A 23,385-nucleotide genomic window follows, 5' to 3' on the forward strand; every position below is an offset into this window, starting at 1 on the left:
CTGATCGGCGCACGGGTGCCGCAGGTCGACCGTGGTCAACCTTCCTGGACGCGACTGGCATCTCGTCCATCCTGGTCAACGAGGCGCGCCGGGGGCAGTGACGCCGACCGGCGCGGCGATGCCGGACACGCCGAAGCCCGCCGGCTGAGATGCCGGCGGGCTCCGATGACGCGGTACGCCTGGATCAGGCAGCGATCTTGCGGGCCAGGTTCTCGTCGAGCGCGTTCATGAACTCGTCGGTGGTCAGCCACGGGGCGTCCCGCGAGATGAGCAGCGAGAGGTCCTTGGTCATCTGGCCGCCTTCGACGGTGTCGACGATGACCTGCTCCAGGGTGTTGGCGAACTCGGTGACCGCCGGGGTGCCGTCCAGCTTGCCCCGGTGGGCCAGGCCCCGGGTCCAGGCGTAGATCGACGCGATGGGGTTGGTCGAGGTCTTCTCGCCCTTCTGGTACTGCCGGTAGTGCCGGGTGACGGTGCCGTGCGCGGCCTCGGCCTCGACGGTCCGGCCGTCCGGGGAGAGCAGGACGGAGGTCATCAGACCCAGCGAGCCGAAGCCCTGCGCGACGGTGTCGGACTGCACGTCACCGTCGTAGTTCTTACAGGCCCAGACGTAGCCGCCCTCCCACTTGAGCGCGGCGGCGACCATGTCGTCGATGAGCCGGTGCTCGTAGGTGATGCCGGCGGCGGCGAACTCGGCCTTGAACTCGGCCTCGAACACCTCGGCGAAGATGTCCTTGAACCGACCGTCGTACGCCTTGAGAATGGTGTTCTTGGTGGACAGGTAGACCGGGTAGTTGCGGTCCAGTCCGTACCGGAACGACGCCCGGGCGAAGTCCCGGATCGACTCGTCGTAGTTGTACATGCCCATGGCGATGCCGCCGCCGGGGAAGTTGGCGACCTCCATCTCCATCGGCGCGCCGCCGTCGGCCGGGGTGTAGGTGATGGTCACCGTGCCCGGGCCGGGGACGACGAAGTCGGTGGCCTTGTACTGGTCACCGTGGGCGTGCCGGCCGATGATGATCGGCTTGGTCCAGCCGGGGACCAGCCGCGGCACGTTGGACATGATGATCGGCTCACGGAAGACGACGCCGCCGAGGATGTTGCGGATGGTGCCGTTGGGCGACCGCCACATCTTCTTCAGGCCGAACTCCTCGACCCGGGCCTCGTCCGGGGTGATGGTCGCGCACTTGACGCCGACGCCGTGCTCCTTGATGGCGTTGGCGGCGTCGATCGTGACCTGGTCGTCGGTCTCGTCGCGGTGCTGGATCGACAGGTCGTAGTAGTGCAGGTCGACGTCGAGGTAGGGCAGGATCAGCTGCTCCCGGATCTGCTTCCAGATGATCCGGGTCATCTCGTCGCCGTCGAGTTCTACGACCGGGTTGTTTACCTTGATCTTCGCCATCGGCCGGCGCTCCTCTCGGGGGACACGTGCTCAAGCAGTACGAGCGTACTGCAATTGGGCGGGCAGCCCCCAGCCGGCCTCGACCGGCCGGCGAAACCGGGCTGCGCGGAACAGGAATGCCCTGGAATCATCGTCCGATGCCACTGAGCCGCACCCTCGGGTCTATCACGGTCACCGCCCTCACCGACGGTGAGGGTGCCTTCTTCCAGCCCCGCGCGGAGGCGTTTCCGCAGGCCACAGCGGCGCACTGGGCGGAGGCCGACCGGCGCGACCCCGGCTCGGTGACGGCCGACGGGCAATGGTGGCTGCCGTTCCGCAGCTTCGCGATCCGCACCGGAGACGGGCCGGTCACGCTTGTCGACGCCGGGATCGGCCCAGCCGACGCACCCGCCGCGAGCTGGGCGCCAGTGCCGGGGCGGATGCCCGCCGAGTTGGCCGCGGCAGGCATCGACCCCGCCGACGTCGACACTGTCGTCCTGACCCACCTACACAGCGACCACATCGGCTGGGCGGTCACCGGCATGCCGGGGCGGCCGTACTTCCCGAACGCGAGCTACCTGGTCCAGCGCGCCGAGATCGACGCGGCGGAGACGCTCAACCCCGGGCTGCCGGCCGGCCTCATCGCGCCCCTGCGCGCCGCCGGCCAGCTCCGGGTGGTCGACGGCGAGACCGCCCTCACCCCAGCGGTACGCCTGCTGCCCACCCCCGGCCACACGCCCGGTCACCAGTCGGTGCTCCTGACCTCGGCCGACGAGCGGATGCTGCTCACCGGGGACCTGCTGGTGCACATGGTGCAACTCGTCGACCCCGACCTGGCGTACGCCCACGAGGAAGACCCGGAACAAGCCCGCACCTCCCGGCGAACCGCCCTGCGCACCCACTCCCCCACCATCCTGGCCACCCCCCACCTCAACACCCCCTTCACCCCGCTCCCCGCCCTCAACCCACCCCACCCCAACCACCCCACCTCCCGAGTCGGTTGATCATGAGGTTGACGGGCTTTTCGACCCCCATCACTGCCGCCAACCTCATGATCAATCGCGGATAGTGGGTGGGGTGGACGGCGAAGGGCGCGCCGGCTTCGCCGGCGCGCCCTTCGCTGATGCTGTGGTTCGGGGAACTACATGCTGGAGATGTCGCCCTGCTTGGCGCGGACGGCTTCGGCAGCCTCCAGGAGGCTGGCGCGCTCGTCGGCGTCCAGGTCGGTCTCGACGACCCGCTTGACGCCCTCGGCGCCGATCTCGGCCTCGACACCCAGGTAGACGCCGGAGATGCCGTACTCGCCGTCGACCCAGGCGCAGACCGGCATGACCTCGCCGGAGTCCTCCGCGACGGCCTTCGCCATCCGCGCCGCGGCGGCGGACGGGGCGTAGTAGGCCGAACCGGTCTTGAGCAGCGCGACCACCTCGGCGCCACCGTTGCGGGTCTTGACGACCAGCTCCTCGATCTGCTCGGCCGGCATGGCGTCGCGCAGCGGCTTGCCGTTGACCGTGCTCTTCGACGGTACCGGGACCATGGTGTCGCCGTGCGAGCCCAGGGTCAGGGTGCGTACCGAGGCCACCGGCACGTTCAGCGCCTCGGCGACGAAGTTGCTGAACCGGGCGGTGTCGAGCATGCCGGCCTGGCCGAGCACCCGGTTCTTCGGGAACTGGGTGGCGAGCTGGGCCAGCGCGGTCATCTCGTCCAGCGGGTTGGAGACCACGATGACGACGGCGTTCGGGGCGTACTTGGCGACGTTCTCGGCGACCTGGCGGACGATCTTGGCGTTGGTCTCCAGCAGGTCCATCCGGCTCATGCCGGGCTTGCGCGGCAGACCAGCGGTGATCACGACGACGTCGGAGCCCTCGATGCTCTCGTAGCCCTCACCGTTGGGGCCGGTGGTCACGCCGACCACCTTGGTCTCGAAGCCCTCGATGGCCCGGGACTGGTTGAGGTCGAGCGCGAGGCCCGCGGGCTTGCCCTCCACGATGTCGGTGATCACTACGGTGTCGAAGACGTCGTACTCGGCCAGGCGCTGTGCGGTGGTGGAGCCGTAGAAGCCAGCCCCGACGACAGTGACCTTCTTACCCATGGTCGTCCCACTCCCTGATACCAGTCGGTTTTCCGGACCGTATCAGTCATCCTGGCACCGAACAGGCCAGGGGCGGCGGCCGTCGCCGGGATGGGGCGAACGTCACCGGCGTCGCCGGCGTCCGTTTCAGCCGCGCTCGGCGCGCTCGACGACGTTGGTGAGCAGCATGGCCCGGGTCATCGGGCCCACGCCGCCGGGCATGGGGACCAGCGCGCCGGCCGTCTCGGCCACCTCCGGGTCCACGTCGCCGGTGTAGCGGCCCTTGCCGTCCGCTCCGATGACGCGGGTGATGCCGACGTCCACCACCACCGCGCCGGGGTTGATCATGTCGGCGGTGAGCAGACCCGGTACGCCGGCCGCGACGATGACGATGTCGGCGGCGCGCGTGTGCGAGGCGAGGTCGAGGGTGCCGGTGTGGCAGAGGGTGACAGTGGCGTTCTCGCTGCGCCTGGTGAGCAGCAGGCCGAGCGGGCGGCCGACCGTGTTGCCGCGACCGACCACCGCGACGGTGGCCCCGCGCAGCGCCACGTCGTGCCGGCGGAGCAGCTCGACGATGCCGCGCGGCGTGCACGGCAGCGGACCGTCGTAGCCGAGCACGAGCCGACCCAGGTTGACCGGGTGCAGCCCGTCGGCGTCCTTGTCCGGGTCGATCAGCTCCAGCACCCGCTGGGTGTCGAGGTGGGCCGGCAGCGGCAGCTGGACGATGTAGCCGTGGCACGCCGGGTCGGCGTTCAGCTCGGCCAGTACGTCGTCGACCTGCTGTTGGGTGGCGTCGGCTGGCAGTTCGCGGCGGATCGAGGCGATGCCCACCTCGGCGCAGTCGCGGTGCTTGCCGTTGACGTACGCCTGGCTGCCCGGATCCGCCCCGACCAGGACCGTGCCCAGCCCGGGGGTGATGCCGCGTTCCGCCAGTGCCTTCACCCGGATGCGCAGCTCGTCCTTGATCTCCGCTGCGGTTGCCTTGCCGTCCAGAAGCGTCGCCGTCACGACCAGATCGTCTCACGGCCACCGCCCGCGGATCAGACGACCTCGCTCCGGGCCGTCCGCCGGCCACTGCGGTGGGGCGGCCATCGGACGGGCCACTGGAGTAACCCTGCGTGAGGTGTTGCTAGTCACTTTCAGTGACTGTCTATGGATTCGGTCACTGTCGAACCAGACAGGCCGGGCCTGGCCCACGGAGAAGGGACGGCCACCCCAGGCGGCGTCGACATGACCAGAAGGGTTCGAACGCAACGTGAAACGTCGGGATTTCAGCAGGCCAACGTCGATGAGTCCGGTTTGGGGTAGCAGATTCACCCGCCTTCGACAACTGAATCAACCCCGGACCGTTACCCACCCGCAACCGCGTCGTTGTCGAAGGCCCGTCACCGACCTACCGTTACCGCTTGTTGCGCAGCGTAAACCCAGCGTCGGGCCTGACTGCGCAGCGTGAGGAGATGAGGAGGCTCAATGCGAGTTCGTAGACTCGCCGCCTGGACCGCCCTCCCGCTCGCGGTGACGCTGGGCCTCGCGGCCTGCGGCAGCGGCGGAGACGGTGGATCCGGTGGCAGCGACAGTTCGCCGGTCAGCATTCAGATCGGTGAGCCGAAGCACCTGGTTCCCACAAACACCACCGAGACGTCCGGCTCGCAGGTGATCGCCGGCCTGTTCAGCCCGCTCGTCGACTACGACGCCCAGAACAAGCCGTACGAGGTCGCCGCCCAGTCGATCACCTCGTCCGACAACAAGGTCTGGACGATCAAGCTCAAGGACGGCTTCACCTTCCACAACGGTGAGAAGGTCACGTCCCAGAACTACATCAACGCCTGGAACTACGGCGCGTACGCCCCGAATGGTCAGGACAGCAACTACTTCTTCGAGAAGATCGCTGGCTACGACGACCTCCAGGGCAAGGCGCCGAAGGCCAAGGAGATGTCGGGTCTGAAGAAGGTCGACGACCTCACCTTCACCGCGACGCTGTCCGAGCCGTACATCGACTTCAGGACAACGCTCGGCTACAACGCGTTCTACCCGATGCCGGACGCCGCGTTCTCGGCTCCGGGCGTGCTCAAGGACTCCTACGAGCAGGCGCCGATCGGGCAGGGCCCCTTCAAGATGAAGGGCACCTGGCAGCACGACAGCAAGATCGACATCGAGCGCTACGACGCGTACCCGGGCGAGAAGCCCAAGGTCAAGGACATCGAGTTCCGGATCTACCAGCAGCTCACCGCGGCCTACGCGGACGTCCTCGCGGACAACCTGGACGTGCTGCCCACGATCCCGACCGAGAGCCTGAGCACCGCGCCGAGTGACCTGGGCGACCGGTACAAGACCAGCCCGATGTCGTCGTTCCAGTTCCTCGCGTTCCCGACGTTCGACAAGGACTACAGCAACCCGGACGTGCGCAAGGCCATCTCGATGGCGATCGACCGTGACGACCAAGTCGGTCTTCAAGGGCTCGCAGACGCCGGCTCGCTCCTTCGTCTCGCCGGTACTGCCGGGCTACCGGGAGGACACCGCGGGCAAGGCCGGCGAGTTCAACCCGACCGAGGCCAAGAAGCTCTACCAGGCCGCCGGTGGTCCCGCGAAGATCGTCATCTCGTACAACGGCGACGGCGGTCACAAGGACTGGGTCGACGCCACTGTCAACCAGCTCAAGACCAACCTGGGTGTCGACGCCGTCGGTTCGGCCGAGCCGAAGTTCGCCGACCTGCTCACCAAGGTCGAGAAGAAGACGCCGGTGGGTGCGTTCCGGATGGGTTGGGTCATGGACTACCCGACCATGGAGGACTACCTCGGCCCGCTGTACAGCACGAACGGCTCGTCGAACTACTACGGCTACAGCAACCCGGAGTTCGACAAGCTGGTCAAGGAGGGTTCCGCCGCCAAGACGCAGGACGAGGCGATCGCCAAGTACCAGCAGGCGGAGGACATCCTGGCCAAGGACATGCCGGTGATCCCGCTCCGCTTCGGCGAGAACGTGTTCGGCCACTCGTCCAAGGTCAAGAACGTCGAGATGGACCTGTTCCAGCGGGTCGACCTCGTCAAGATCGAAGCAGCCAGCTGAGCTGAGCATGGTGCGGGCCACCCGGGCGACGAAGCCCGGGTGGCCCCTACCGCACCACCGGGGCCGGGCCGCAGCAGCGGACCCGGCGTCGGCGGTGCCGGCTCCCCCGGGCCGGACGGCGCGTCTCGGATATTTCGGGTACGACCAGAGATGCCGTCCTGCGACCCTTTCGCACATTTCCGGAGAGACTGCTAAGCATGTTCCGCTACATCCTGCGGCGCCTACTGCAGATGGTCCTGGCGTTCTTCGGGACCACCCTGATCGTCTACGCGCTGACATTCGCCGGGCAGGGCGACCCGATCCAGGCGCTCGCCGGCGAACGGCCGGTGACGCCAGCCCAACGGGCCTACCTGACCGAGAAGTACCACCTGGACGCCACCGGCGTCGGCGGCTTCTTCTACCGCTACTTCGACTACGTGAAGAACCTGCTCCAGGGCGACCTGGGCGAATCGCTCACCGGTCGGAACATCGGTGACATCCTCCAGCAGGCCTGGCCGGTCACCGTGCGGCTCGCCCTCATCGCGCTCGCTGTGGCGATCATCTTCGGCGTCACCGCCGGGGTCCTCGCCGGCATCCGCCGGGCCAGCATCTTCGACAACTCGACCCTGGTGCTGACCCTGCTGGTGCTGGGCATCCCGACGATCGTGCTGGCGCCGCTGGCGCAGTACTTCCTGGGTGTCAAGTGGCAACTCTTCCCACCGACTGCCGGCTCCGACCCGACGTTCTACGCGCTGCTGCTGCCGGGCATCGTGCTCGGCTCGCTGTCGCTGGCCACCGCCCTACGACTCACGCGGGCCTCGGTGGCGGAGAACCTGCGCGCCGACTACGTCCGGACCGCCCGGTCCAAGGGCCTGGTCAAGCGGCGCATCGTCGTCGTCCACGTGCTGCGCAACTCGCTGATCCCGGTGGTCACCTTCCTCGGTGTGGAACTGGGCAACCTGATGAGCGGCGCGATCATCACCGAGGGCGTCTTCAACATCCCCGGCGTGGGCTTCAACCTCTTCCGCGGCATCCGCACCGAGGACGGCCCCCTGGTGGTGGGCATCGTCAGCGTGCTCGTCGTGGTCTACCTGGTCTCGAACCTGGTGGTGGACGTCCTGTACGCCGTACTCGACCCGAGGATCCGCTATGAGTGAGCTGGCATGAGTGACTTCGAAACTGTGGCGGCCACCGAGAACCAGGCCGCGCGACGTGGCCCCTCGGGGGAGCCGGGCACGCCCAACCAGGTCGGCGCCGCGAACAAGCCCCGCAGCCTGGCCGGGGACGCCTGGCGCGACCTGCGCCGCAACCCGATCTTCTGGATCTCGCTGGCGTTGGTTGTCATCTTCACCCTGATGGCGCTGCTCCCCGGGGTCTTCACGGCCAACAACCCGAACGACTGCCTGCTGTCCCGGCAGCACGCCGGGCCGTCCGGCGGGGCCATCTTCGGGTACGACTTCCAGGGCTGCGACACGTACTCCCGGGCGGTCTACGGCACCCGGGCGTCGCTGCTGGTCGGCGCGCTCGCCGCACTCGGCACCGGCATCATCGCGCTGGTGGTCGGCATGCTGGCCGGTTACTTCGGCCGCTGGGTCGACGCTGTGCTCTCCCGGGTGATCGACGTGGTGCTCGGCATCCCGCTGCTGCTGGCCGCGATCGTGCTGCTCAAGCGGGTCTCCAGTGACAGCCAGACGGCCCGGATCGGCGCTGTCGTCTTCGTGCTGGCCCTCCTCGGCTGGACCACCGCCGCCCGCGTGGTCCGATCCTCGGTGATCACCGCGAAGGAGCAGGACTACGTCGCGGCGGCCCGGATGCTCGGTGCCGGCAACAGCCGGATCATGTGGCGGCACATCCTGCCGAACTCGCTGGCCCCGGCGATCGTCGTGCTGACCATCGCGCTCGGCTCGTTCATCGCGGCCGAGGCGACGCTCTCCTTTCTCGGCATCGGCCTGAAGGCGCCCACCATCTCGTGGGGGCAGGACATCGACACCGGCCGGATCCACATGCGGGAGGCGGCCACCCCGTTGATCGTCCCGTCTGCCTTCCTGGCACTGACCGTGCTGGCGTTCATCATGCTCGGCGACGCGATCCGTGACGCCTTCGACCCGAAGCTGCGGTGAGAACATCATGACCGTCAATCCAACTCCCGCCTCCGCCACTCCCGAGGGCGGTCACCTGCTGGAGTTGCGGGACCTGCACGTCGAGTTCCGCACCAACGAAGGTGTCGCCCGGGTGATCAACGGGGTGTCGTACCACCTGGACGCCGGCGAGACCCTTGCCGTGCTCGGCGAATCCGGCTCGGGCAAGTCGGTCACCGCCCAGGCGATCATGGGCATCCTGGACACCCCGCCCGCGTTCGTCCGCTCCGGCCAGATCCTCTACCGGGGTGAGGACCTGCTCACCCGCTCCGAGGAGCAGCGCCGGCAGGTACGCGGCAAGGAGATCGCGATGATCTTCCAGGACGCGCTCTCCGCCCTCAACCCGGTCTTCCCGGTCGGCTGGCAGATCGGTGAGACGCTGCGCCAGCGCGCCGGCATGTCCCGAGCCGACGCTCGACGGCGTGCCGTCGAGCTGATGGATCTGGTCAAGATCCCGGGCGCCGCCAAGCGGATCGGCGACTACCCGCACCAGTTCTCCGGCGGTATGCGGCAGCGCGTCATGATCGCCATGGCGTTGGCGCTGGACCCGAAGGTGCTGATCGCCGACGAGCCCACCACGGCCCTCGACGTGACAGTGCAGGCCCAGATCATGGACCTGCTGGCCGACCTGCGCCGGGAACTCAACATGGCGATGATCCTGATCACCCACGACCTGGGTGTGGTCGCCGGTGTCGCGGACCGGATCGCGGTCATGTACGCCGGCCGGATCGTCGAACACGCCGACGTCCGCTCGCTCTACAAGGCGCCCGCCCACCCGTACACAAAGGGTTTGTTGGAGTCGATCCCGCGCCTGGACGTTCGCGGCCAGGAACTGTCGACGATCAAGGGGTTGCCCCCGAACCTGATGCGCATCCCGTCCGGCTGCCCGTTCCACCCCCGGTGCCCGTACGTCCAGCAGGTCTGCGTGGACGAGGTGCCGCACGACCTGGTCCTCGGCGACGGCAGGACCAGCGCTTGCCACTTCGCGCAGGAGGTCCGTGATGACAGCGTCGCCCGCTAGCCCCGCAAAGGTCCGCGGCGAGACCATTCTCTCCGTCGACAACCTGGTGAAGCACTTCCCGATCACCCAGGGCGTGCTGTTCCAGCGGCAGATCGGGGCGGTGAAGGCCGTCGACGGGGTGAGCTTCGAGCTGCGTCGGGGCGAGACGCTCGGCGTCGTCGGCGAGTCCGGCTGCGGCAAGTCCACCCTCGCCCGGCTGCTGATGCGCTTGGAGACGCCCACCTCCGGGCGCGCGACCCTGGAGGGCAAGGACCTGTTCAAGGCTTCCGGGGGTGAGCTGCGCCGGCTGCGCCGCAACATGCAGATGGTGATGCAGGACCCGTACACCTCGCTGAACCCGCGGATGACCGTCGGTGACATCATCGGCGAGCCGTTCGAGATCCACCCGGATGCCGCGCCGAAGGGCAGCAAGGCCAAGCGGGTCCAGGAACTGCTGGACCTGGTCGGGCTCAACCCGGAGCACATCAACAGGTACCCGCACCAGTTCTCCGGCGGTCAGCGTCAGCGCATCGGCATCGCCCGCGCCCTCGCGCTGAAGCCCGAGGTGATCGTCTGCGACGAACCGGTGTCGGCGCTCGACGTCTCCATCCAGGCCCAGGTGATCAACCTGCTCAAGCAGTTGCAGGGCGAGCTGGGGCTCTCGTACATCTTCATCGCGCACGACCTGTCGGTGGTGCGGCACATCGCCGACCGCGTCGCGGTGATGTACCTCGGTCGGATCGTCGAGATCGGCACCGAGGACGAGATCTACGAGCGGGCCACCCATCCGTACACCCAGGCTCTGCTCTCCGCGGTGCCGGTGCCGGACCCGGAGGCCCGCGACCAGCGCAACATGATCCGGCTGGTCGGCGACGTGCCCAGCCCGGCCGACCCGCCCAGCGGGTGCCACTTCCGGACGCGCTGCTGGAAGGCCCAGGACATCTGCGCCACCCAGGACCCGGCGACGGTGCCGAGGGCAGCGGACCCCCACCCGTCCGCCTGCCACTTCGCCGAACTGCGCCCCACCACCACAGCCTGACCCGCTGACCACGGTGATCATGGGGTTGACGGGCCATTTCGTCCGGGTTGTCGCCCGTCAACCCCATGATCAACCCGCCTCTGCGGCGGGTCGAAGCGTCAGTGGAAGAAGTGGCGGGTTCCGGTCAGGTACATCGTGACGTTTGCCTTCTTGGCCGCTTCGATGACTTCCTCGTCGCGGATGGAGCCGCCGGGCTGCAAGATGGCGCGGATGCCGGCGTCGATGAGGATCTGCGGGCCGTCGGCGAACGGGAAGAACGCGTCCGAGGCGGCGACCGAGCCGCGGGCCCGGTCGGCGCCGGCGCGGGTGACAGCGAGCTGCGCCGAGTCGACCCGGTTGACCTGACCCATGCCGACGCCGACGGTGGCGCCGTCCCTGGCGAGCAGGATCGCGTTGCTCTTCACCGCGCGGACCGCCCGCCAGGCGAACGCGAGGTCCCGCAGCAGCTCCTCGTCGGCGGCCTCGCCGGTCGCCAACTGCCAGTTGGCCGGGTCGTCGCCGGGGGCGTCCACCCGGTCGGCGACCTGGGCCAGCACGCCGCCGGTCACCGGCCGCAACTCCACCCGCGCCGGCGTCCAGGCCGGTGCCCGCAGCAGCCGGATGTTCTTCTTGCCCTGCAGCACCTCGACCGCGCCCTCGTCGAAGCCGGGGGCGACCACCACCTCGGTGAAGATCTCGGCGACCTGCCGGGCCATCTCGACCGAGACCGGCCGGTTGACCGCGATGACACCACCGAACGCCGACACCGGGTCGCAGGCGTGCGCCCTGCGGTGCGCCTCGGCGACGTCCGCGCCGATCGCGATGCCGCACGGGTTCGCGTGCTTGATGATCGCCACCGCCGGCTGTTCGGCGAAGTCGTTCGCGGCCCGCCAGGCGGCGTCGGCGTCGACGTAGTTGTTGTACGACATCTCCTTGCCGTGCAGCTGCTCGGCCTGGGCCAGCCCGGCCGGGGCGTCCGGGTCGGTGTAGAGCGCGGCGGGCTGGTGCGGGTTCTCGCCGTAGCGCAGCGCTGTCGACTTGCGCAGCGCCAGCCCCGCGAACTGCGGCCACGAGTCGTCGGCGGGTGCCAGCTCCTGCGCGAACCATTGGGCCACCGCCACGTCGTACTCGGCGATGTCGGCGAACGCCCGGGCGGCCAGCGCGCGGCGCTGGGCCACTGTGAAGCCACCCTCGGCGAGCGCGCCGAGCAGCGCCGGGTAGGCGGCCGGGTCGGTGAGCACGGCGATTGAGGCGTGGTTCTTGGCGGCGGCGCGCACCATGGCCGGACCGCCGATGTCGATCTGCTCCACGCACTCCTCGACGTCGGCGCCGGAGGCGACGGTCGCCTGGAACGGGTACAGGTTGGAGACCAGCAGGTCGAACGCCGCCACGCCCAGCTCGTCGAGCTGCGCCACGTGGGTGTCCTTCCGCAGGTCCGCGAGGAGACCCGCGTGCACCTTCGGGTGCAGGGTCTTCACCCGGCCGTCGAGCACCTCGGGGAACCCGGTCACCGTCTCCACCGGCGTCACCGGCACCCCGGCGGCGGCGATGGTGCCCGCCGTGCTGCCGGTGGACACGATCTCCACACCGGCCGCGTGCAGGGCCTGAGCCAGCTCGGCCAGCCCGGTCTTGTCGTAGACGCTGACCAGCGCCCGCCTGATCGGGCGGCGCCCGTCCTGAGTGGGACTCACGGAACCGTGACCTTCCTTCCGGTGATGGTCCAGCCTTCGCGGACCAGCCGACCGACCTGCTCGACGAGCTGGCGTCGCTCGGCTTCCTTGATGCGCTCGGTGAGCGTGTCGACGTCGTCGTCGTCCAGCACCGGCACCGCGACCTGCGCGACGATCGGCCCGGTGTCCATGCCGGCGTCGACGAAGAAGAGGGTGGCTCCGGTGAGCTTCACGCCGTAGGCGAGAGCGTCACGCGGGCCGTGGATGCCGGGAAACGCCGGCAGCAGCGTGTTGTGGGTGTTCAGGTAGCGGTCGCCGAAGGCGGCGAGGAAGTGCGGGCCGACCAGCTTGAGGAAACCGGCGGAGATGACCAGGTCGGGTTGGTGCTTCGCGACGTGCGCGGTGAGCGCGCGGTCCCAGTCCTCCCGGGTGTCGTGGTCGCGGACCCGCTCGACGAAGGTGGGCACCCCCGCCGCGTCGGCCCGGTCCAGGCCCGCGATGCCGTCGCGGTCCGCGCCGACCGCGACAACCTGTGCGCCGTACGCGGGGTCGGCGGCGGCATCCAGCAGCGACTGAAGGTTGCTCCCGGAGCCGGAGATGAGGACGACGATGCGGGCGACAGGCGCGGGCTCGGTCACCGGGCCACCCTATCGGGCAGGTCAGGGACGCCCTTCGACTGGGCGGCACGCCGATCTTCGACAGTGCCGACGTGCGTCGACCCGGTACGCTGCCGCTCGCTCGGGCCGAACGCCGCACCGGCCCACACACCGCCCCTGATCCGGCACGCGAAGCGGTCGACTAGGAGAATTTTGCCTGCTTTGGGAGACATGTCGTCCTGCTGCTGCACTGGGCTTTGGGAGGACTGACCGCGATCATGGATGGAAATAAGAGCACCAACTGACGGAACCAGTCCAAGGAGCTTCTCGAATGCAGCCCGGTAACCCCGGTCAGGACCCGTACGGCCAGCAGCCCAACCAGGACCCGACCGCTCCCCAGCCGCCGGCCGCCCCGTACGGCCAGCAGCCCACCTCCGGCCAGCCGTACGGCCAGCAGCCGAACGACCCGTACGCCGCGCCGCAGGCCCCGTACGGCCAGCAGCCCACCTCGGGCCAGCCGTACGGTCAGCAGCCGAACGACCCGTACGCGCAGCAGCAGCCCCCGTACGGCGCCGGCCCGACCTACCCGAACGCCGGGTACCCGCAGGCGCAGGGGCAGAACAACACCCTCGGCCTGGTGTCGATGATCCTCGGTATCGCGTCGATCCCGCTGGTCTGCTGCCTGTACCTGGGCATCCCGGTCGGCATCGCGGGCGTCGTGACCGGCTACCTCGCCAAGCAGAAGGTGGCCCAGGGTCAGGCCAACAACGCCGGCCAGGCCAAGGCCGGTCTGATCTGCGGCGCGGTCGGCGTCGGGCTGGGCATCCTGCTGCTCATCCTGAGCGTGGTGGCGCAGGTCAACCTGCCCACCCAGCCCTGACGGGTTCGGATTCGACGGGGCGCTCCGGGTTCACTCGGGGCGCCCCGCGCTCGTCTACCGCGCGGGCCCGCGGGTCAGCGCCCGGGTGGCGGCGGCACCGACCAGCGCGCCGACCGCTATGACACCGGCCGCCACCGCCCCGACCTGCCAACCCACCGGGCCGACCTGGGACAGCCGGCCGGCGCCGAGCGGCCCACCGGAGACCGCCGCGGCCGCACCGAGCACCACACCAGCCACCGGCCCGGCCAGCACCGCCGGCGCCAGCAACACGGCCCAGCGCTGCGCAGCCCGCTCCGGCCCGGCGAGTCGAGCCACCCGCCGGGCGAGCAGCCAACCGGCGACCATCCCGGCCAGCACCGGCACCGCGAGCAGCAGGGCACCGAAGCCGTCCACCGGGCCGCGCGGCAGGCCGGCGAGCAGCGGCACGGCCGGCAGCGCGCCGACCGACACCTCGCTGGTACGGACCGCGGTGTCAGCGCCGACCGCGAACCCCGGCCCGAGCAGGTAACTGGTCGACCAGACCGCCGCGTTGGGTGCGTACGCGACGCTGACCAGGGTGATGCCGGCCTGCCCGGCGACTCCGGTCCGGTACGCCCCGATCATGTCGGCCGCATCGCCGCCACCGGTGGCCACCGCCAGGCCGGCCGCTCCCGCGCCCGCGCCGAGCAGCAGCAGCCCGGCCACCAGGCCGGTGCGAACGCCGTCGCGCACCGGGCTCGGGAGCCGGGAGACGAGCAGCCGGGTCACGGCGGTGATCCGGACCGCGCCGACCAGCGCGGCGAGTGTGCCGACCGCCGCGAACGTGGCGCCCGCCCGGATCAGCGACACACTCGGCCCGCCGGTGCCGACTAGCACCGCCGCGAGCGCGCCGAGCAGCGCGTACGCAATACCGACCGCGACCGCGGCGAGCAGTGCCCGGCGCGGTGAGCGGGTGTCGCGAGCACCGATCGCGCGGCTGACGTGCACGCCGGCGCGGCTCAGCCGCCAGAGCGCGAGCACTGTCAGCGCCAGCGGGGCGAGCCCGAGCGGCCCGGTCTCGGTGTGCAACGGCACGCCGTGCCCGAGCAGCCAGCCGGCCAGCGCGGTGCGCAGGGTGCCGGTCACTGTGGTGCCATCCGCGCCGAGCTGCACCAGGCCGAGCACGATGGCGACCGGCAGGTACGAGGTGACGGCGGCCCAGCAGGCGGCCACCCCGGCGGCGACGGGCAGTGGCGCCCGCCCGCGCGGCGACCCACCCGCGCGAGGCGCGGGCACCCGCCGGGCCGGTGCGGCACGGTCGACCGGCCGGTCGTCGGCGCTCACACCGCCGGGACGGCTGGGACGGTCAGGGGTGACGGGGGACATCCGCTCTACTCTGGCACGTCGCGCGGGCGGTGGCAGTCCGTTAACCCCTCCTAAGGTCGGCGAGTTCACCGAACCGACGTCCTGCCCACCCGAGCCGGTCTAGCCTCGGCCTTGAGGGGGCGCGAGTTGCCGCCACCCGGGACGGGCCCACCGGCCGCGGTCCGGGCCGGCACGTCGCCCATGACCGCTCGGAGGACGCTGTGACGACGCCATACCCGCCTCCCCCACCACCACCGGCCCAGGGACGCGACCGAACCACCCTCTGGGGCGTGCTGGGCATCGTGCTGGGGCTGATCTGCTGCGGCATCTTCGGCATCGTCTTCGGCTACCTGTCCATCCGCGACGCCCGGCGGTACGGGCAGTCGCCGCTGCTCGGTTACCTCGCCATCGCGTTCGGCGTGATCAACATCATCGGCGGGGCGATCCTGCGCGCGACGGGCAACTACCCGTTCTGGAACAACGACTGACGCGTACGACGGAGGGGGTCGACCGTGACCGGTCGACCCCCTCCATGCTGCCTGACCGGCTCAGTTGCCGGACATGATCTCCCGCATCAGCTTCGCGGTCTCGGTCGGCGTCTTGCCGACCTTGACGCCGACGGCCTCCAGCGCCGCCTGCTTGGCCTCGGCGGTGCCGGCGGAGCCAGAGATGATCGCCCCGGCGTGACCCATGGTCTTGCCGGGCGGAGCGGTGAAGCCGGCAATGTAGCCGACCACCGGCTTGGTGACGTTCGCCTTGATGAACTCGGCGGCCCGCTCCTCCGCGTCGCCACCGATCTCACCGATCATGACGATCGCGTCGGTCTCCGGGTCGGCCTCGAACGCCGCGAGGGCGTCGATGTGGGTGGTCCCGATGATCGGGTCACCGCCGATGCCGACGCAGGTGGAGAACCCGATGTCGCGCAGCTCGTACATCATCTGGTAGGTCAGCGTGCCGCTCTTGCTGACCAGGCCGATCCGGCCGGAGCCGGTGATGTCGGCCGGGATGATGCCGGCGTTGGACGCGCCCGGCGAGGCGATGCCCGGGCAGTTCGGCCCGATGATCCGGGTCCGCTCGCCCTGCGAGACGTTGTACGCCCAGAACGACGCGGTGTCGTGCACCGGGACGCCCTCGGTGATCACCACGGCCAGCTCGATCGCGGCGTCGATCGCCTCGACCACGGCGGCCTTGGTGAACTGCGGCGGCACGAAGATGACAGTGACGTCGGCCCCGGTCTGCGCCATCGCGTCCGCGACGGACGCGAAGACCGGCAGCTCGGTGCCGTCGAAGTCGACAGTCTGGCCCGCCTTGCGCGGGTTGACGCCACCGACGACGTTGGTGCCGGCGGCCAGCATCCGCCGGGTGTGCTTGGAACCCTCGGAACCGGTCATCCCCTGGACGATGACCTTCGAGTCCTTGGTCAGCCAGATAGCCATGATCAGACCCCCGCAGCTGCCAGCTCGGCGGCCCGCTCGGCCGCACCGTCCATGGTGTCCACCCGCTGCACGAGCGGGTTGTTCGCGCTGTCCAGGATCGCCCGGCCAGCCTCGGCGTTGTTGCCGTCGAGACGGACGACGAGCGGCTTGGTGACCTGCTCGCCGCGCTGCTCCAGCAGGGCCAGCGCCTGGATGATGCCGTTGGCGACCTCGTCGCAGGCGGTGATGCCGCCGAAGACGTTGACGAAGACGCTCTTCACGGCCGGGTCGGAGAGCACGATCTCCAGCCCGTTCGCCATCACCGCGGCGCTCGCGCCGCCGCCGATGTCGAGGAAGTTGGCGGGCTTGACGTTGCCGTGCCGCTCACCGGCGTACGCGACCACGTCGAGGGTCGACATGACCAGACCCGCGCCGTTGCCGATGATGCCGACCTCGCCGTCGAGCTTGACGTAGTTGAGGTCCTTGGCCTTGGCGGCCTGCTCCAGCGGGTCCACAGCGGCCTGGTCGACGAGCGCCTCGTGGTCCGGGTGCCGGAACGCCGCGTTCTCGTCCAGGCTGATCTTGGCGTCGAGCAGCAGCATCCGGCCGTCGCCGTTCTTGGCGAGCGGGTTGACCTCGACCAGGGTGGCGTCCTCGGCGACGAACGCCTGCCACAGGCCGACGGCGATCTCGACCACCTGGTCGGCGACCTCGGCCGGGAAGCCGGCGGCGGTCACGATCTCACGGGCCTTGGCCTCGTCCACGCCCTTGACGGCGTCGATCGGGGCCTTCACGACCTTGTCGGGGGTCTCGGCGGCGACCTGCTCGATGTCCATGCCGCCGGCGACGCTGGCGATGCAGAGGAAGGTGCGGTTCGCCCGGTCGAGCAGGTACGAGAAGTAGTACTCCTCGGCCACGTCCGCGGTCACCGTGATCATGACCTTGTGGACGGTGTGACCCTTGATGTCCATGCCGAGGATGTCGGTGGCCCGGGCCACCGCCTCATCCGGGCCCTCGGCCAGCTTGACGCCGCCGGCCTTACCTCGGCCGCCGACCTTTACCTGCGCCTTGACGACCACACGGCCGCCAAGGCGTTCGGCGATCGCGCGGGCCTCTTCCGGGGTAGTGGCGACGCCGCCAGCCAGCACGGGCAAGCCGTGCCGCTCGAACAGGTCCCGCCCCTGGTACTCGTACAGGTCCACGATTGCGCGTCCCGTCCCGTCTCCGCGGCGCGCCGTCGCGCCGCCACCAGCGTTCAGAAAACAGTTTGACGCCTGTCATCAGTTGAAACAGGCCATTGGCCGCAGCCTAGCGAGGTCGGCACCACCGGCAACCGAGCGGGTGCACGGTGTGCGGTAATGCACAACCGGACATCAGTTGTGGCCGGTTCCGGCCAAGACTCCGGTGGCATCCACCGTCCGGGCGATGTTGTCCGGCTTGCGTAACCCTGCCGTGGGGGCGTCGTTGAGTCAGATGTCGGAGCGCTGAACAGCGCAAAGACGGGATACGGCCGATGCCCTGTCGGTCGAGGGGTGGCGGCGGGGCATCGTGCATAGAGGGGCCGGACGTGTGAGGGGTGCGTCCGGCCCCTCCCCCGTGCCCAAAATCGGTCGGGCAGCAGTTCGGCGGTGCTCAGGAAACGGGCTGGGCCACGTTCTCTCGGACCCACTCGACAATCGCCTGGGTGGTGGCGCCCGGTGTGAAGATCTTCGCGACGCCCAGCTTCTCCAACTCGGGAATGTCGCCGTTTGGAATGATGCCGCCACCGAACACGACGATGTCGCGTGCGTCCCGCTCACCGAGCAGTTCCAGCACCCGTCGGAAGAGCGTCATGTGCGCGCCGGAGAGCACGGACAGGCCGACCGCGTCGGCGTCCTCCTGGATGGCGGTCTCCACGATCTGCTCGGGAGTCTGGTGCAGGCCGGTGTAGACGACCTCCATCCCGGCGTCCCGCAGGGCGCGCGCGACGACCTTCGCGCCCCGATCATGGCCGTCCAGGCCAGGCTTCGCGACGACGACCCGAATCCGAGAGCTCATCAGCGCACACCTTTCACCGGCTTGACCGCCTTCACCTTAACGAACGGTAACCCGGCGGGCCCGGCCCGGGAAATCCGGGCTCCGTCACCGGCCGTTACCCGACGCATCCACCGCGCAACCCGGAGGTGTCCGGCCCGGCGCCGTCCCGGCTTTGCCGGAGCCACGCCGCTGGCAGGGCCGGGACACCATCCCGGCACCGTCCGGAGTCAAGCCGGACGACTCCGCCGGAACGGTCACGCTCGGCGACGAACGGGCAGCGACAGGGGCACCGTTCAGCGGCGCGATGCATGACAATCACGGACGCAAACGGACAGATCGACACGCCAATTTTTCGGTCTAGCTTGTGACTCGCCTGGCGGTTGGCTAACGTGTCCACGGTTGTCATCAGGTCCATGGACGGGTGACGACGCGGTCAGCGGAGGTCCCACTGGAGTCTCAGGGGACGCCACCGGCCGCTTCGGAACCCCGACAACGGAGGGTGTGCGTGCGCCAGCGCCTGTCGTCTGAGCCCGATCGATATCGCGGTCGCCGCCGCGTACCCACCCCACCCCGCAGCCGTTACGCCGCTGTCGTCACCACCGCGTTCGTCGGTGCCGGCATCGTGGCCCTCGGCGCGAGCGCCCTGCCGGACGCCAAGGACGTCAGCCCGACGGTCCTCGACGAGCTCAAGCAGGCGTCGGTCACCAGCCAGGACGCCGCGGCCCGTGCGGACAACGCCGAGCGCGCCTCCCGGGACAGCCGCAGCGAGGACAGCGCCGAGAAAGAGGTCTGGCTGCTGCCGCTGCAGGGCTACGACTTCAACTCCCCGTACGGCGTCCGCTGGGGCAAGATGCACACCGGCGTGGACCTGGTCGCCCCTGAGGGCACGCCCTACGTGGCGATCCATGACGGGCTGGTCACCAAGGCCGGCTGGTTCGGTGGCTACGGCAACGCCGTGATCGTCCAGCACGCCGACGGCAGCGAGGCCATCTACGGCCACTCCTCCGCGGTCAGCGTCAAGGAAGGCCAGCAGGTCAAGGCGGGCGACCAGCTCGGCCTGGTGGGCCAGACCGGCCACGCGTACGGCACGCACCTGCACCTGGAGATCCATGTCAAGGGGCAGCCGGAAGACCCGGTGCCGTTCCTCCAGGCGCGCGGAGTGGACATCAAGCTGCAAATCGAGGCAATCTACAGCGAGGTAGCCGGCTCCTGACGGCGCGTAACGACCGTTGACCGCCCGGATCTGTCGATCCGGGCGGTTTTTTGTCACGCGATGCTGGCGGATGTATCCCGGGTCACACTGCTGGATGTGACCGACGGCACCCTCCCGCATGATCACTTTTCCGGATGTAGCGCCGCACAGCGGGTCATATCCGGGCAGCCGACCATCCGCTCCCCGTCCGACGGTCCGGTCCCCCCGCCTGCCCCACCTCGGCCCGACACCAGTATTTCGAGGTCAAGTGCCCCTCGACTGTGAAGGTCCGCCGTGCAGGAAGACAGCCCCGTCCAGAACGAGAACACCCCCGACACCAGCCAGACCGCGCCGTCCCAGCGCACCGGCCGACGCAACCGCCTCATCGTGCTCGCGGCCGCCGCCCTGGTAGCCCTCGGCCTCGGAGGTGTCGCCGTCGCCACCAGCGGCACCGACCACCCGGCACCCGCCGCCGTCTCCCTCGACGCCCAGGCCCGGGCCGAGGCCGCGAGCCGGGCCGACCGCTCGGTCCGTGAATCGAGCACCCCGGTCGACCCCTCGCTCAGCCCGACGCCCAGCCCGTCGACGGTCAGCGCCAGCCCGACCCCCACGAAGACGGCCGCAGCGAAGGCCACGCCGAAGCCGAAGCCGAAGCCGAAGAAGACCACCAGGCCCACCCCCGCCTGGGTCGACCCGATGCCGGGCGCAGCCGTCACGTCCTGCTACGGGCAGCGCTGGGGCACCCTGCACGCCGGTATCGACCTGGCGCTGCCCTCCGGTACGCCGATCCACGCAGCGGCCGCCGGCACCGTGACCCAGGCCGGCGACGCCTCCGACGGGTACGGCAACTCCGTCTTCATCGACCACGGCAACGGCTACCTGACCCACTACGCCCACCAGAGCCGCATCGCGGTCACCGTCGGCCAGGCGGTCAAAGCCGGCCAGGTCATCGGCTACGAGGGCGCAACCGGCGACGCCACCGGCCCGCACCTGCATTTCGAAGTGCACCAGGGCATGTGGAACCAGATCGACCCAGCTCCCTTCATGCGGGCGCACGGCGTCGACCTGGGCTGCTGATACGACCCCCCTGCGCGGGACAAAGGGAAAGAGTGGCCTCAGCGGTACGTGAGGCCACTCTTTCCTTGATCCAGCACGATCCTTGGGGGCGCTACGGGGTCAGAGCTTGTCGACCGGTGCGTGCCGGAGCACCAGCCACATGGTCTGGTCGCCGAAGTCGATCTGCGCGCGGGCACCCGGGCCGTGCCCCTCGACGGCGAGCACCCGCCCCAACCCGTACCGCTGATGGTTGACCCGGTCGCCCGCGGACACCTTCGGCCCCTGTGGCAGCTCGCTGGCAGTGGTCAGCCGGCTGGCGTCCACGCCGAGCCGCTGGGCCAGCTGCGCCGCCTTCGGCGTACCCCCCGTGAAGTTGCCACGCGCGCCGGGCGCGCGGTCCGCGCGGCCACCGACGCCGCCGCCCCCGCCAGCCCACGAGGTGTACGACCCCTCGGTGCGCTCCCAGTGCACCAACTCGGTGGGCAGCTCCTCCAGGAAGCGCGACGGCGGGTTGTAGGACGGCTGCCCCCAGGCCGAGCGGGTCACCGCCCGGGACAGGTAGAGCCGCTGTCGGGCACGGGTGATGCCGACGTACGCCAGTCGGCGCTCCTCCTCCAACTCGCGGGTGTCGCCCAGCGAACGCAGGTGCGGGAAGACGCCGTCCTCCAGCCCGGTCAGGAAGACCACCGGGAATTCCAACCCCTTGGCGGTGTGCAGCGTCATCAGGGTGACCACGCCCTGGTGGTCGGGGTCGTCGGAGGGGATCTGGTCAGCGTCGGCGACCAGCGCCACCTGCTCCAGGAAGCCGGCCAGGGTGGCCCGCTCCCCCTCCTCGCCCAGCGCCTCGATCCGCTCGGTGTACTCGCGGGCGACGCTCACCAGCTCCTGGAGGTTGTCCACCCGGCCGGCGTCCTGCGGGTCCAGGCTCTCCTCCAGCTCGGTGAGGTAGCCGGAACGGGTCAGCAGCGCCTCCAGCACCTCCTCCGTGGTGCCGGTCTCGGCCAGCTCGCGGGCGTCGTCGAGTAGCGCCACGAAGTCCGCGATGCCGTTGGCCGCCCGGCTGGAGATGCCCGGCGCCTCCCGGGCCCGGCGCAGCGCCGCGCCGAAGGAGATCCGGTCGCGGCCGGAGAGCGCCTCGACACACGCCTCGGCACGGTCGCCGATGCCCCGGCGGGGGGTGTTCAGCACTCGCCGCAGGCTCACCGTGTCGTCGTCGTTGACCACCGAACGCAGGTACGCCAGGGCGTCGCGGACCTCCTTGCGCTCGTAGAAGCGCACCCCGCCGACCACCTTGTAGGGCAGGCCGACCCGGATGAACACCTCCTCGAAGACGCGGGACTGCGCGTTGGTGCGGTAGAAGACGGCGACATCGCCGGGGCGGGTCTCGTCGGCGTCGACCAGCCGGTCGATCTCCCGGGCCACCCAGTCGGCCTCGGCGTGCTCGGTGTCGGCGACGTAGCCGACGATCTGCTCGCCGGCGCCGGCCTCGCTCCAGAGTCGCTTGGGTTTGCGGGAGGTGTTGCGGTCGATCACCGCGTTGGCCGCGTTGAGGATGGTCTGGGTGGAGCGGTAATTCTGCTCCAGCAGGATCGTCCGCGCGTCGGTGAAGTCCCGTTCGAACTCCAGGATGTTGCGGATCGTCGCGCCCCGGAACGCGTAGATCGACTGGTCGGCGTCGCCGACCACGCACAGCTCGGCGGGCTCCAGCCCGTCGGTGCCGGAGACCAGCTCCTTGATCAGGACGTACTGGGCGTGGTTGGTGTCCTGGTACTCGTCCACCAGCACGTGCCGGAACCGCCGGCGGTAGCTCTCCGCGACGTGCGGGTGGGACTGGAGCAGGTGCACCGTGGTCATGATCAGGTCGTCGAAGTCCAGTGCGTGTGCCTCACGCAGCCGCCGCTGGTAGAGCGTGTACGCCTCGGCCAGCGCCCGCTCGTTGGGGCCGGTGGCCCGCGCCGCGAACTGCTCCGGGTCGACCAGCTCGTTCTTCAGGTTGGAGACCTGGGCGGCCAGACCACGCGCCGGGTAGCGCTTCGGGTCGAGATCCAGCTCACGGGTGACCAGCTGCATCAACCGGCGGGAGTCGTCCGCGTCGTAGATCGAGAACGTCGACTTGAGGCCGGCGTGCTCGTGCTCGGCGCGCAGGATCCGCACGCAGGCCGAGTGGAACGTCGACACCCACATCAGGCGGGCCCGGGGGCCCACCAGCGCGGCGACGCGCTCCTTCATCTCGCCGGCGGCCTTGTTGGTGAAGGTGATCGCGATGATCTCACCGGGGTGCACGTCCCGAGCGGCGAGCAGATAGGCGATCCGGTGCGCGAGCACCCGGGTCTTGCCGGACCCGGCGCCGGCCACGATCAGCAGCGGCGAGCCGGCGTGGCTGACGGCGTCGCGCTGCGGCCCGTTCAGCCCGGCGAGCAGCTGCTGCGGATCGAGACGCGCGGCGGCCGCCCCGGGTCGGTGCGGGCGGGCCGGCGCGGACTCCGGCGCAGGCGGGGACGCGGGGATGTCGAAGAGAGGATGCATCGCCCGACAAGTCTATGCCTCCGGCCCGACACCTCCCGAGGAAGCACACCCGGCCAG

General features: G+C 70.0%; 19 protein-coding genes and 1 pseudogene. 10 read left to right on the forward strand and 10 right to left on the reverse strand.

Features of this window, described 5'->3' with window-relative positions:
• Window positions 1-184 precede the first annotated feature (184 nt).
• Window positions 185-1,402: an NADP-dependent isocitrate dehydrogenase gene (locus tag ACIBEF_RS25435; RefSeq protein WP_124822264.1), complete on the reverse strand. Its 1,218-nt coding sequence runs from the start codon at window positions 1,400-1,402 to the stop codon at window positions 185-187.
• A 137-nt stretch (window positions 1,403-1,539) separates the two neighbouring features.
• On the opposite strand from ACIBEF_RS25435, the gene ACIBEF_RS25440 reads away from it, so the two are divergent.
• The gene (locus tag ACIBEF_RS25440) at window positions 1,540-2,385 is read left to right on the forward strand and encodes an MBL fold metallo-hydrolase (protein ID WP_396795648.1); all 846 of its coding nucleotides are present in this window, start codon (window positions 1,540-1,542) and stop codon (window positions 2,383-2,385) included.
• A gap of 137 nt (window positions 2,386-2,522) precedes the next feature.
• On the opposite strand, the gene ACIBEF_RS25445 is transcribed toward ACIBEF_RS25440, so the two are convergent.
• Window positions 2,523-3,473: a malate dehydrogenase gene (locus ACIBEF_RS25445; protein ID WP_112583765.1), complete on the reverse strand. Its 951-nt coding sequence runs from the start codon at window positions 3,471-3,473 to the stop codon at window positions 2,523-2,525.
• Between the two features lie 126 nt (window positions 3,474-3,599).
• Window positions 3,600-4,460 carry a bifunctional methylenetetrahydrofolate dehydrogenase/methenyltetrahydrofolate cyclohydrolase gene (locus ACIBEF_RS25450; protein ID WP_088950132.1) on the reverse strand — a complete coding sequence of 287 codons (861 nt, stop codon included), beginning with the start codon at window positions 4,458-4,460 and terminating at the stop codon, window positions 3,600-3,602.
• Window positions 4,461-4,922: 462 nt separating this feature from the next.
• Between ACIBEF_RS25450 and ACIBEF_RS25455 the strand changes: the two are divergent.
• From ACIBEF_RS25455 to ACIBEF_RS25475, 5 genes and pseudogenes are all read left to right on the forward strand, one after another.
• Window positions 4,923-6,519: pseudogene (locus tag ACIBEF_RS25455) on the forward strand (ABC transporter substrate-binding protein).
• Window positions 6,520-6,716: 197 nt separating this feature from the next.
• Window positions 6,717-7,655, forward strand: coding sequence for an ABC transporter permease (locus ACIBEF_RS25460; protein ID WP_396795649.1), 939 nt, complete (start codon window positions 6,717-6,719; stop codon window positions 7,653-7,655).
• A gap of 6 nt (window positions 7,656-7,661) precedes the next feature.
• Window positions 7,662-8,618, forward strand: coding sequence for an ABC transporter permease (locus ACIBEF_RS25465; RefSeq protein ID WP_396795650.1), 957 nt, complete (start codon window positions 7,662-7,664; stop codon window positions 8,616-8,618).
• Window positions 8,619-8,625: 7 nt separating this feature from the next.
• Entirely contained in the window at window positions 8,626-9,657 is a 1,032-nt protein-coding gene (locus tag ACIBEF_RS25470; RefSeq protein ID WP_210783389.1) for an ABC transporter ATP-binding protein, read from the forward strand.
• On the forward strand, window positions 9,638-10,675 hold the full coding sequence (locus ACIBEF_RS25475) for an ABC transporter ATP-binding protein (protein ID WP_396795652.1): 1,038 nt from the start codon (window positions 9,638-9,640) through the stop codon (window positions 10,673-10,675). Before ACIBEF_RS25470 ends, ACIBEF_RS25475 begins: the two co-directional genes overlap by 20 nt.
• A gap of 98 nt (window positions 10,676-10,773) precedes the next feature.
• Here the strand turns inward: ACIBEF_RS25475 and purH are convergent, their stop codons facing one another.
• Window positions 10,774-12,345 (reverse strand): bifunctional phosphoribosylaminoimidazolecarboxamide formyltransferase/IMP cyclohydrolase, encoded by a 1,572-nt coding sequence (gene purH, locus ACIBEF_RS25480; RefSeq protein ID WP_396795654.1) that lies wholly within the window; start codon window positions 12,343-12,345, stop codon window positions 10,774-10,776.
• On the reverse strand, window positions 12,342-12,962 hold the full coding sequence (purN, locus tag ACIBEF_RS25485) for a phosphoribosylglycinamide formyltransferase (RefSeq protein WP_091406347.1): 621 nt from the start codon (window positions 12,960-12,962) through the stop codon (window positions 12,342-12,344). Before purN ends, purH begins: the two co-directional genes overlap by 4 nt.
• 289 nt (window positions 12,963-13,251) lie before the next feature.
• Between purN and ACIBEF_RS25490 the strand changes: the two genes are divergently transcribed.
• Complete coding sequence (locus ACIBEF_RS25490) at window positions 13,252-13,800, forward strand: DUF4190 domain-containing protein (protein WP_396795655.1); 549 nt, start codon at window positions 13,252-13,254, stop codon at window positions 13,798-13,800.
• Between the two features lie 54 nt (window positions 13,801-13,854).
• On the opposite strand, the gene ACIBEF_RS25495 is transcribed toward ACIBEF_RS25490, so the two are convergent.
• The gene (locus tag ACIBEF_RS25495; RefSeq protein WP_396795656.1) at window positions 13,855-15,144 is read right to left on the reverse strand and encodes a DUF6350 family protein; all 1,290 of its coding nucleotides are present in this window, start codon (window positions 15,142-15,144) and stop codon (window positions 13,855-13,857) included.
• Between the two features lie 200 nt (window positions 15,145-15,344).
• Here ACIBEF_RS25495 and ACIBEF_RS25500 point away from each other — a divergent pair, with 200 nt between their 5' ends.
• On the forward strand, window positions 15,345-15,611 hold the full coding sequence (locus ACIBEF_RS25500; protein ID WP_124822700.1) for a DUF4190 domain-containing protein: 267 nt from the start codon (window positions 15,345-15,347) through the stop codon (window positions 15,609-15,611).
• Between the two features lie 60 nt (window positions 15,612-15,671).
• Here the strand turns inward: ACIBEF_RS25500 and sucD are convergent, their stop codons facing one another.
• The 3 genes from sucD to ACIBEF_RS25515 form a co-directional block, all read right to left on the reverse strand.
• Complete coding sequence (gene sucD / locus ACIBEF_RS25505; RefSeq protein ID WP_396795657.1) at window positions 15,672-16,559, reverse strand: succinate--CoA ligase subunit alpha; 888 nt, start codon at window positions 16,557-16,559, stop codon at window positions 15,672-15,674.
• 2 nt (window positions 16,560-16,561) lie between these two features.
• Window positions 16,562-17,740 carry an ADP-forming succinate--CoA ligase subunit beta gene (gene sucC / locus ACIBEF_RS25510; protein ID WP_091406357.1) on the reverse strand — a complete coding sequence of 393 codons (1,179 nt, stop codon included), beginning with the start codon at window positions 17,738-17,740 and terminating at the stop codon, window positions 16,562-16,564.
• A gap of 430 nt (window positions 17,741-18,170) precedes the next feature.
• Window positions 18,171-18,575 (reverse strand): cobalamin B12-binding domain-containing protein, encoded by a 405-nt coding sequence (locus tag ACIBEF_RS25515; RefSeq protein ID WP_088987674.1) that lies wholly within the window; start codon window positions 18,573-18,575, stop codon window positions 18,171-18,173.
• A 484-nt stretch (window positions 18,576-19,059) separates the two neighbouring features.
• Between ACIBEF_RS25515 and ACIBEF_RS25520 the strand changes: the two genes are divergently transcribed.
• Window positions 19,060-19,767 (forward strand): M23 family metallopeptidase, encoded by a 708-nt coding sequence (locus tag ACIBEF_RS25520; protein ID WP_396795658.1) that lies wholly within the window; start codon window positions 19,060-19,062, stop codon window positions 19,765-19,767.
• 273 nt (window positions 19,768-20,040) lie between these two features.
• Window positions 20,041-20,823 carry a M23 family metallopeptidase gene (locus tag ACIBEF_RS25525; RefSeq protein WP_396795659.1) on the forward strand — a complete coding sequence of 261 codons (783 nt, stop codon included), beginning with the start codon at window positions 20,041-20,043 and terminating at the stop codon, window positions 20,821-20,823.
• A gap of 99 nt (window positions 20,824-20,922) precedes the next feature.
• Here the strand turns inward: ACIBEF_RS25525 and pcrA are convergent, their stop codons facing one another.
• Entirely contained in the window at window positions 20,923-23,328 is a 2,406-nt protein-coding gene (gene pcrA / locus ACIBEF_RS25530) for a DNA helicase PcrA (RefSeq protein ID WP_396795660.1), read from the reverse strand.
• Window positions 23,329-23,385: the final 57 nt, after the last annotated feature.

This window comes from Micromonospora sp. NPDC050795, from assembly GCF_044456785.1.
GTDB lineage: Bacteria > Actinomycetota > Actinomycetes > Mycobacteriales > Micromonosporaceae > Micromonospora.

Excerpts from the sequence above, each read along its gene's own strand:
- ACIBEF_RS25435 (WP_124822264.1), bottom strand. The coding sequence starts at position 1,402 with ATGGCGAAGATCAAGGTAAACAACCCGGTCGTAGAACTCGACGGCGAC.
- ACIBEF_RS25440 (WP_396795648.1), top strand. The coding sequence starts at position 1,540 with ATGCCACTGAGCCGCACCCTCGGGTCTATCACGGTCACCGCCCTCACC.
- ACIBEF_RS25445 (WP_112583765.1), bottom strand. The coding sequence starts at position 3,473 with ATGGGTAAGAAGGTCACTGTCGTCGGGGCTGGCTTCTACGGCTCCACC.
- ACIBEF_RS25460 (WP_396795649.1), top strand. The coding sequence starts at position 6,717 with ATGTTCCGCTACATCCTGCGGCGCCTACTGCAGATGGTCCTGGCGTTC.
- ACIBEF_RS25465 (WP_396795650.1), top strand. The coding sequence starts at position 7,662 with ATGAGTGACTTCGAAACTGTGGCGGCCACCGAGAACCAGGCCGCGCGA.
- ACIBEF_RS25470 (WP_210783389.1), top strand. The coding sequence starts at position 8,626 with ATGACCGTCAATCCAACTCCCGCCTCCGCCACTCCCGAGGGCGGTCAC.
- ACIBEF_RS25475 (WP_396795652.1), top strand. The coding sequence starts at position 9,638 with ATGACAGCGTCGCCCGCTAGCCCCGCAAAGGTCCGCGGCGAGACCATT.
- ACIBEF_RS25490 (WP_396795655.1), top strand. The coding sequence starts at position 13,252 with ATGCAGCCCGGTAACCCCGGTCAGGACCCGTACGGCCAGCAGCCCAAC.
- ACIBEF_RS25495 (WP_396795656.1), bottom strand. The coding sequence starts at position 15,144 with ATGTCCCCCGTCACCCCTGACCGTCCCAGCCGTCCCGGCGGTGTGAGC.
- sucD (WP_396795657.1), bottom strand. The coding sequence starts at position 16,559 with ATGGCTATCTGGCTGACCAAGGACTCGAAGGTCATCGTCCAGGGGATG.
- ACIBEF_RS25515 (WP_088987674.1), bottom strand. The coding sequence starts at position 18,575 with ATGAGCTCTCGGATTCGGGTCGTCGTCGCGAAGCCTGGCCTGGACGGC.
- pcrA (WP_396795660.1), bottom strand. The coding sequence starts at position 23,328 with ATGCATCCTCTCTTCGACATCCCCGCGTCCCCGCCTGCGCCGGAGTCC.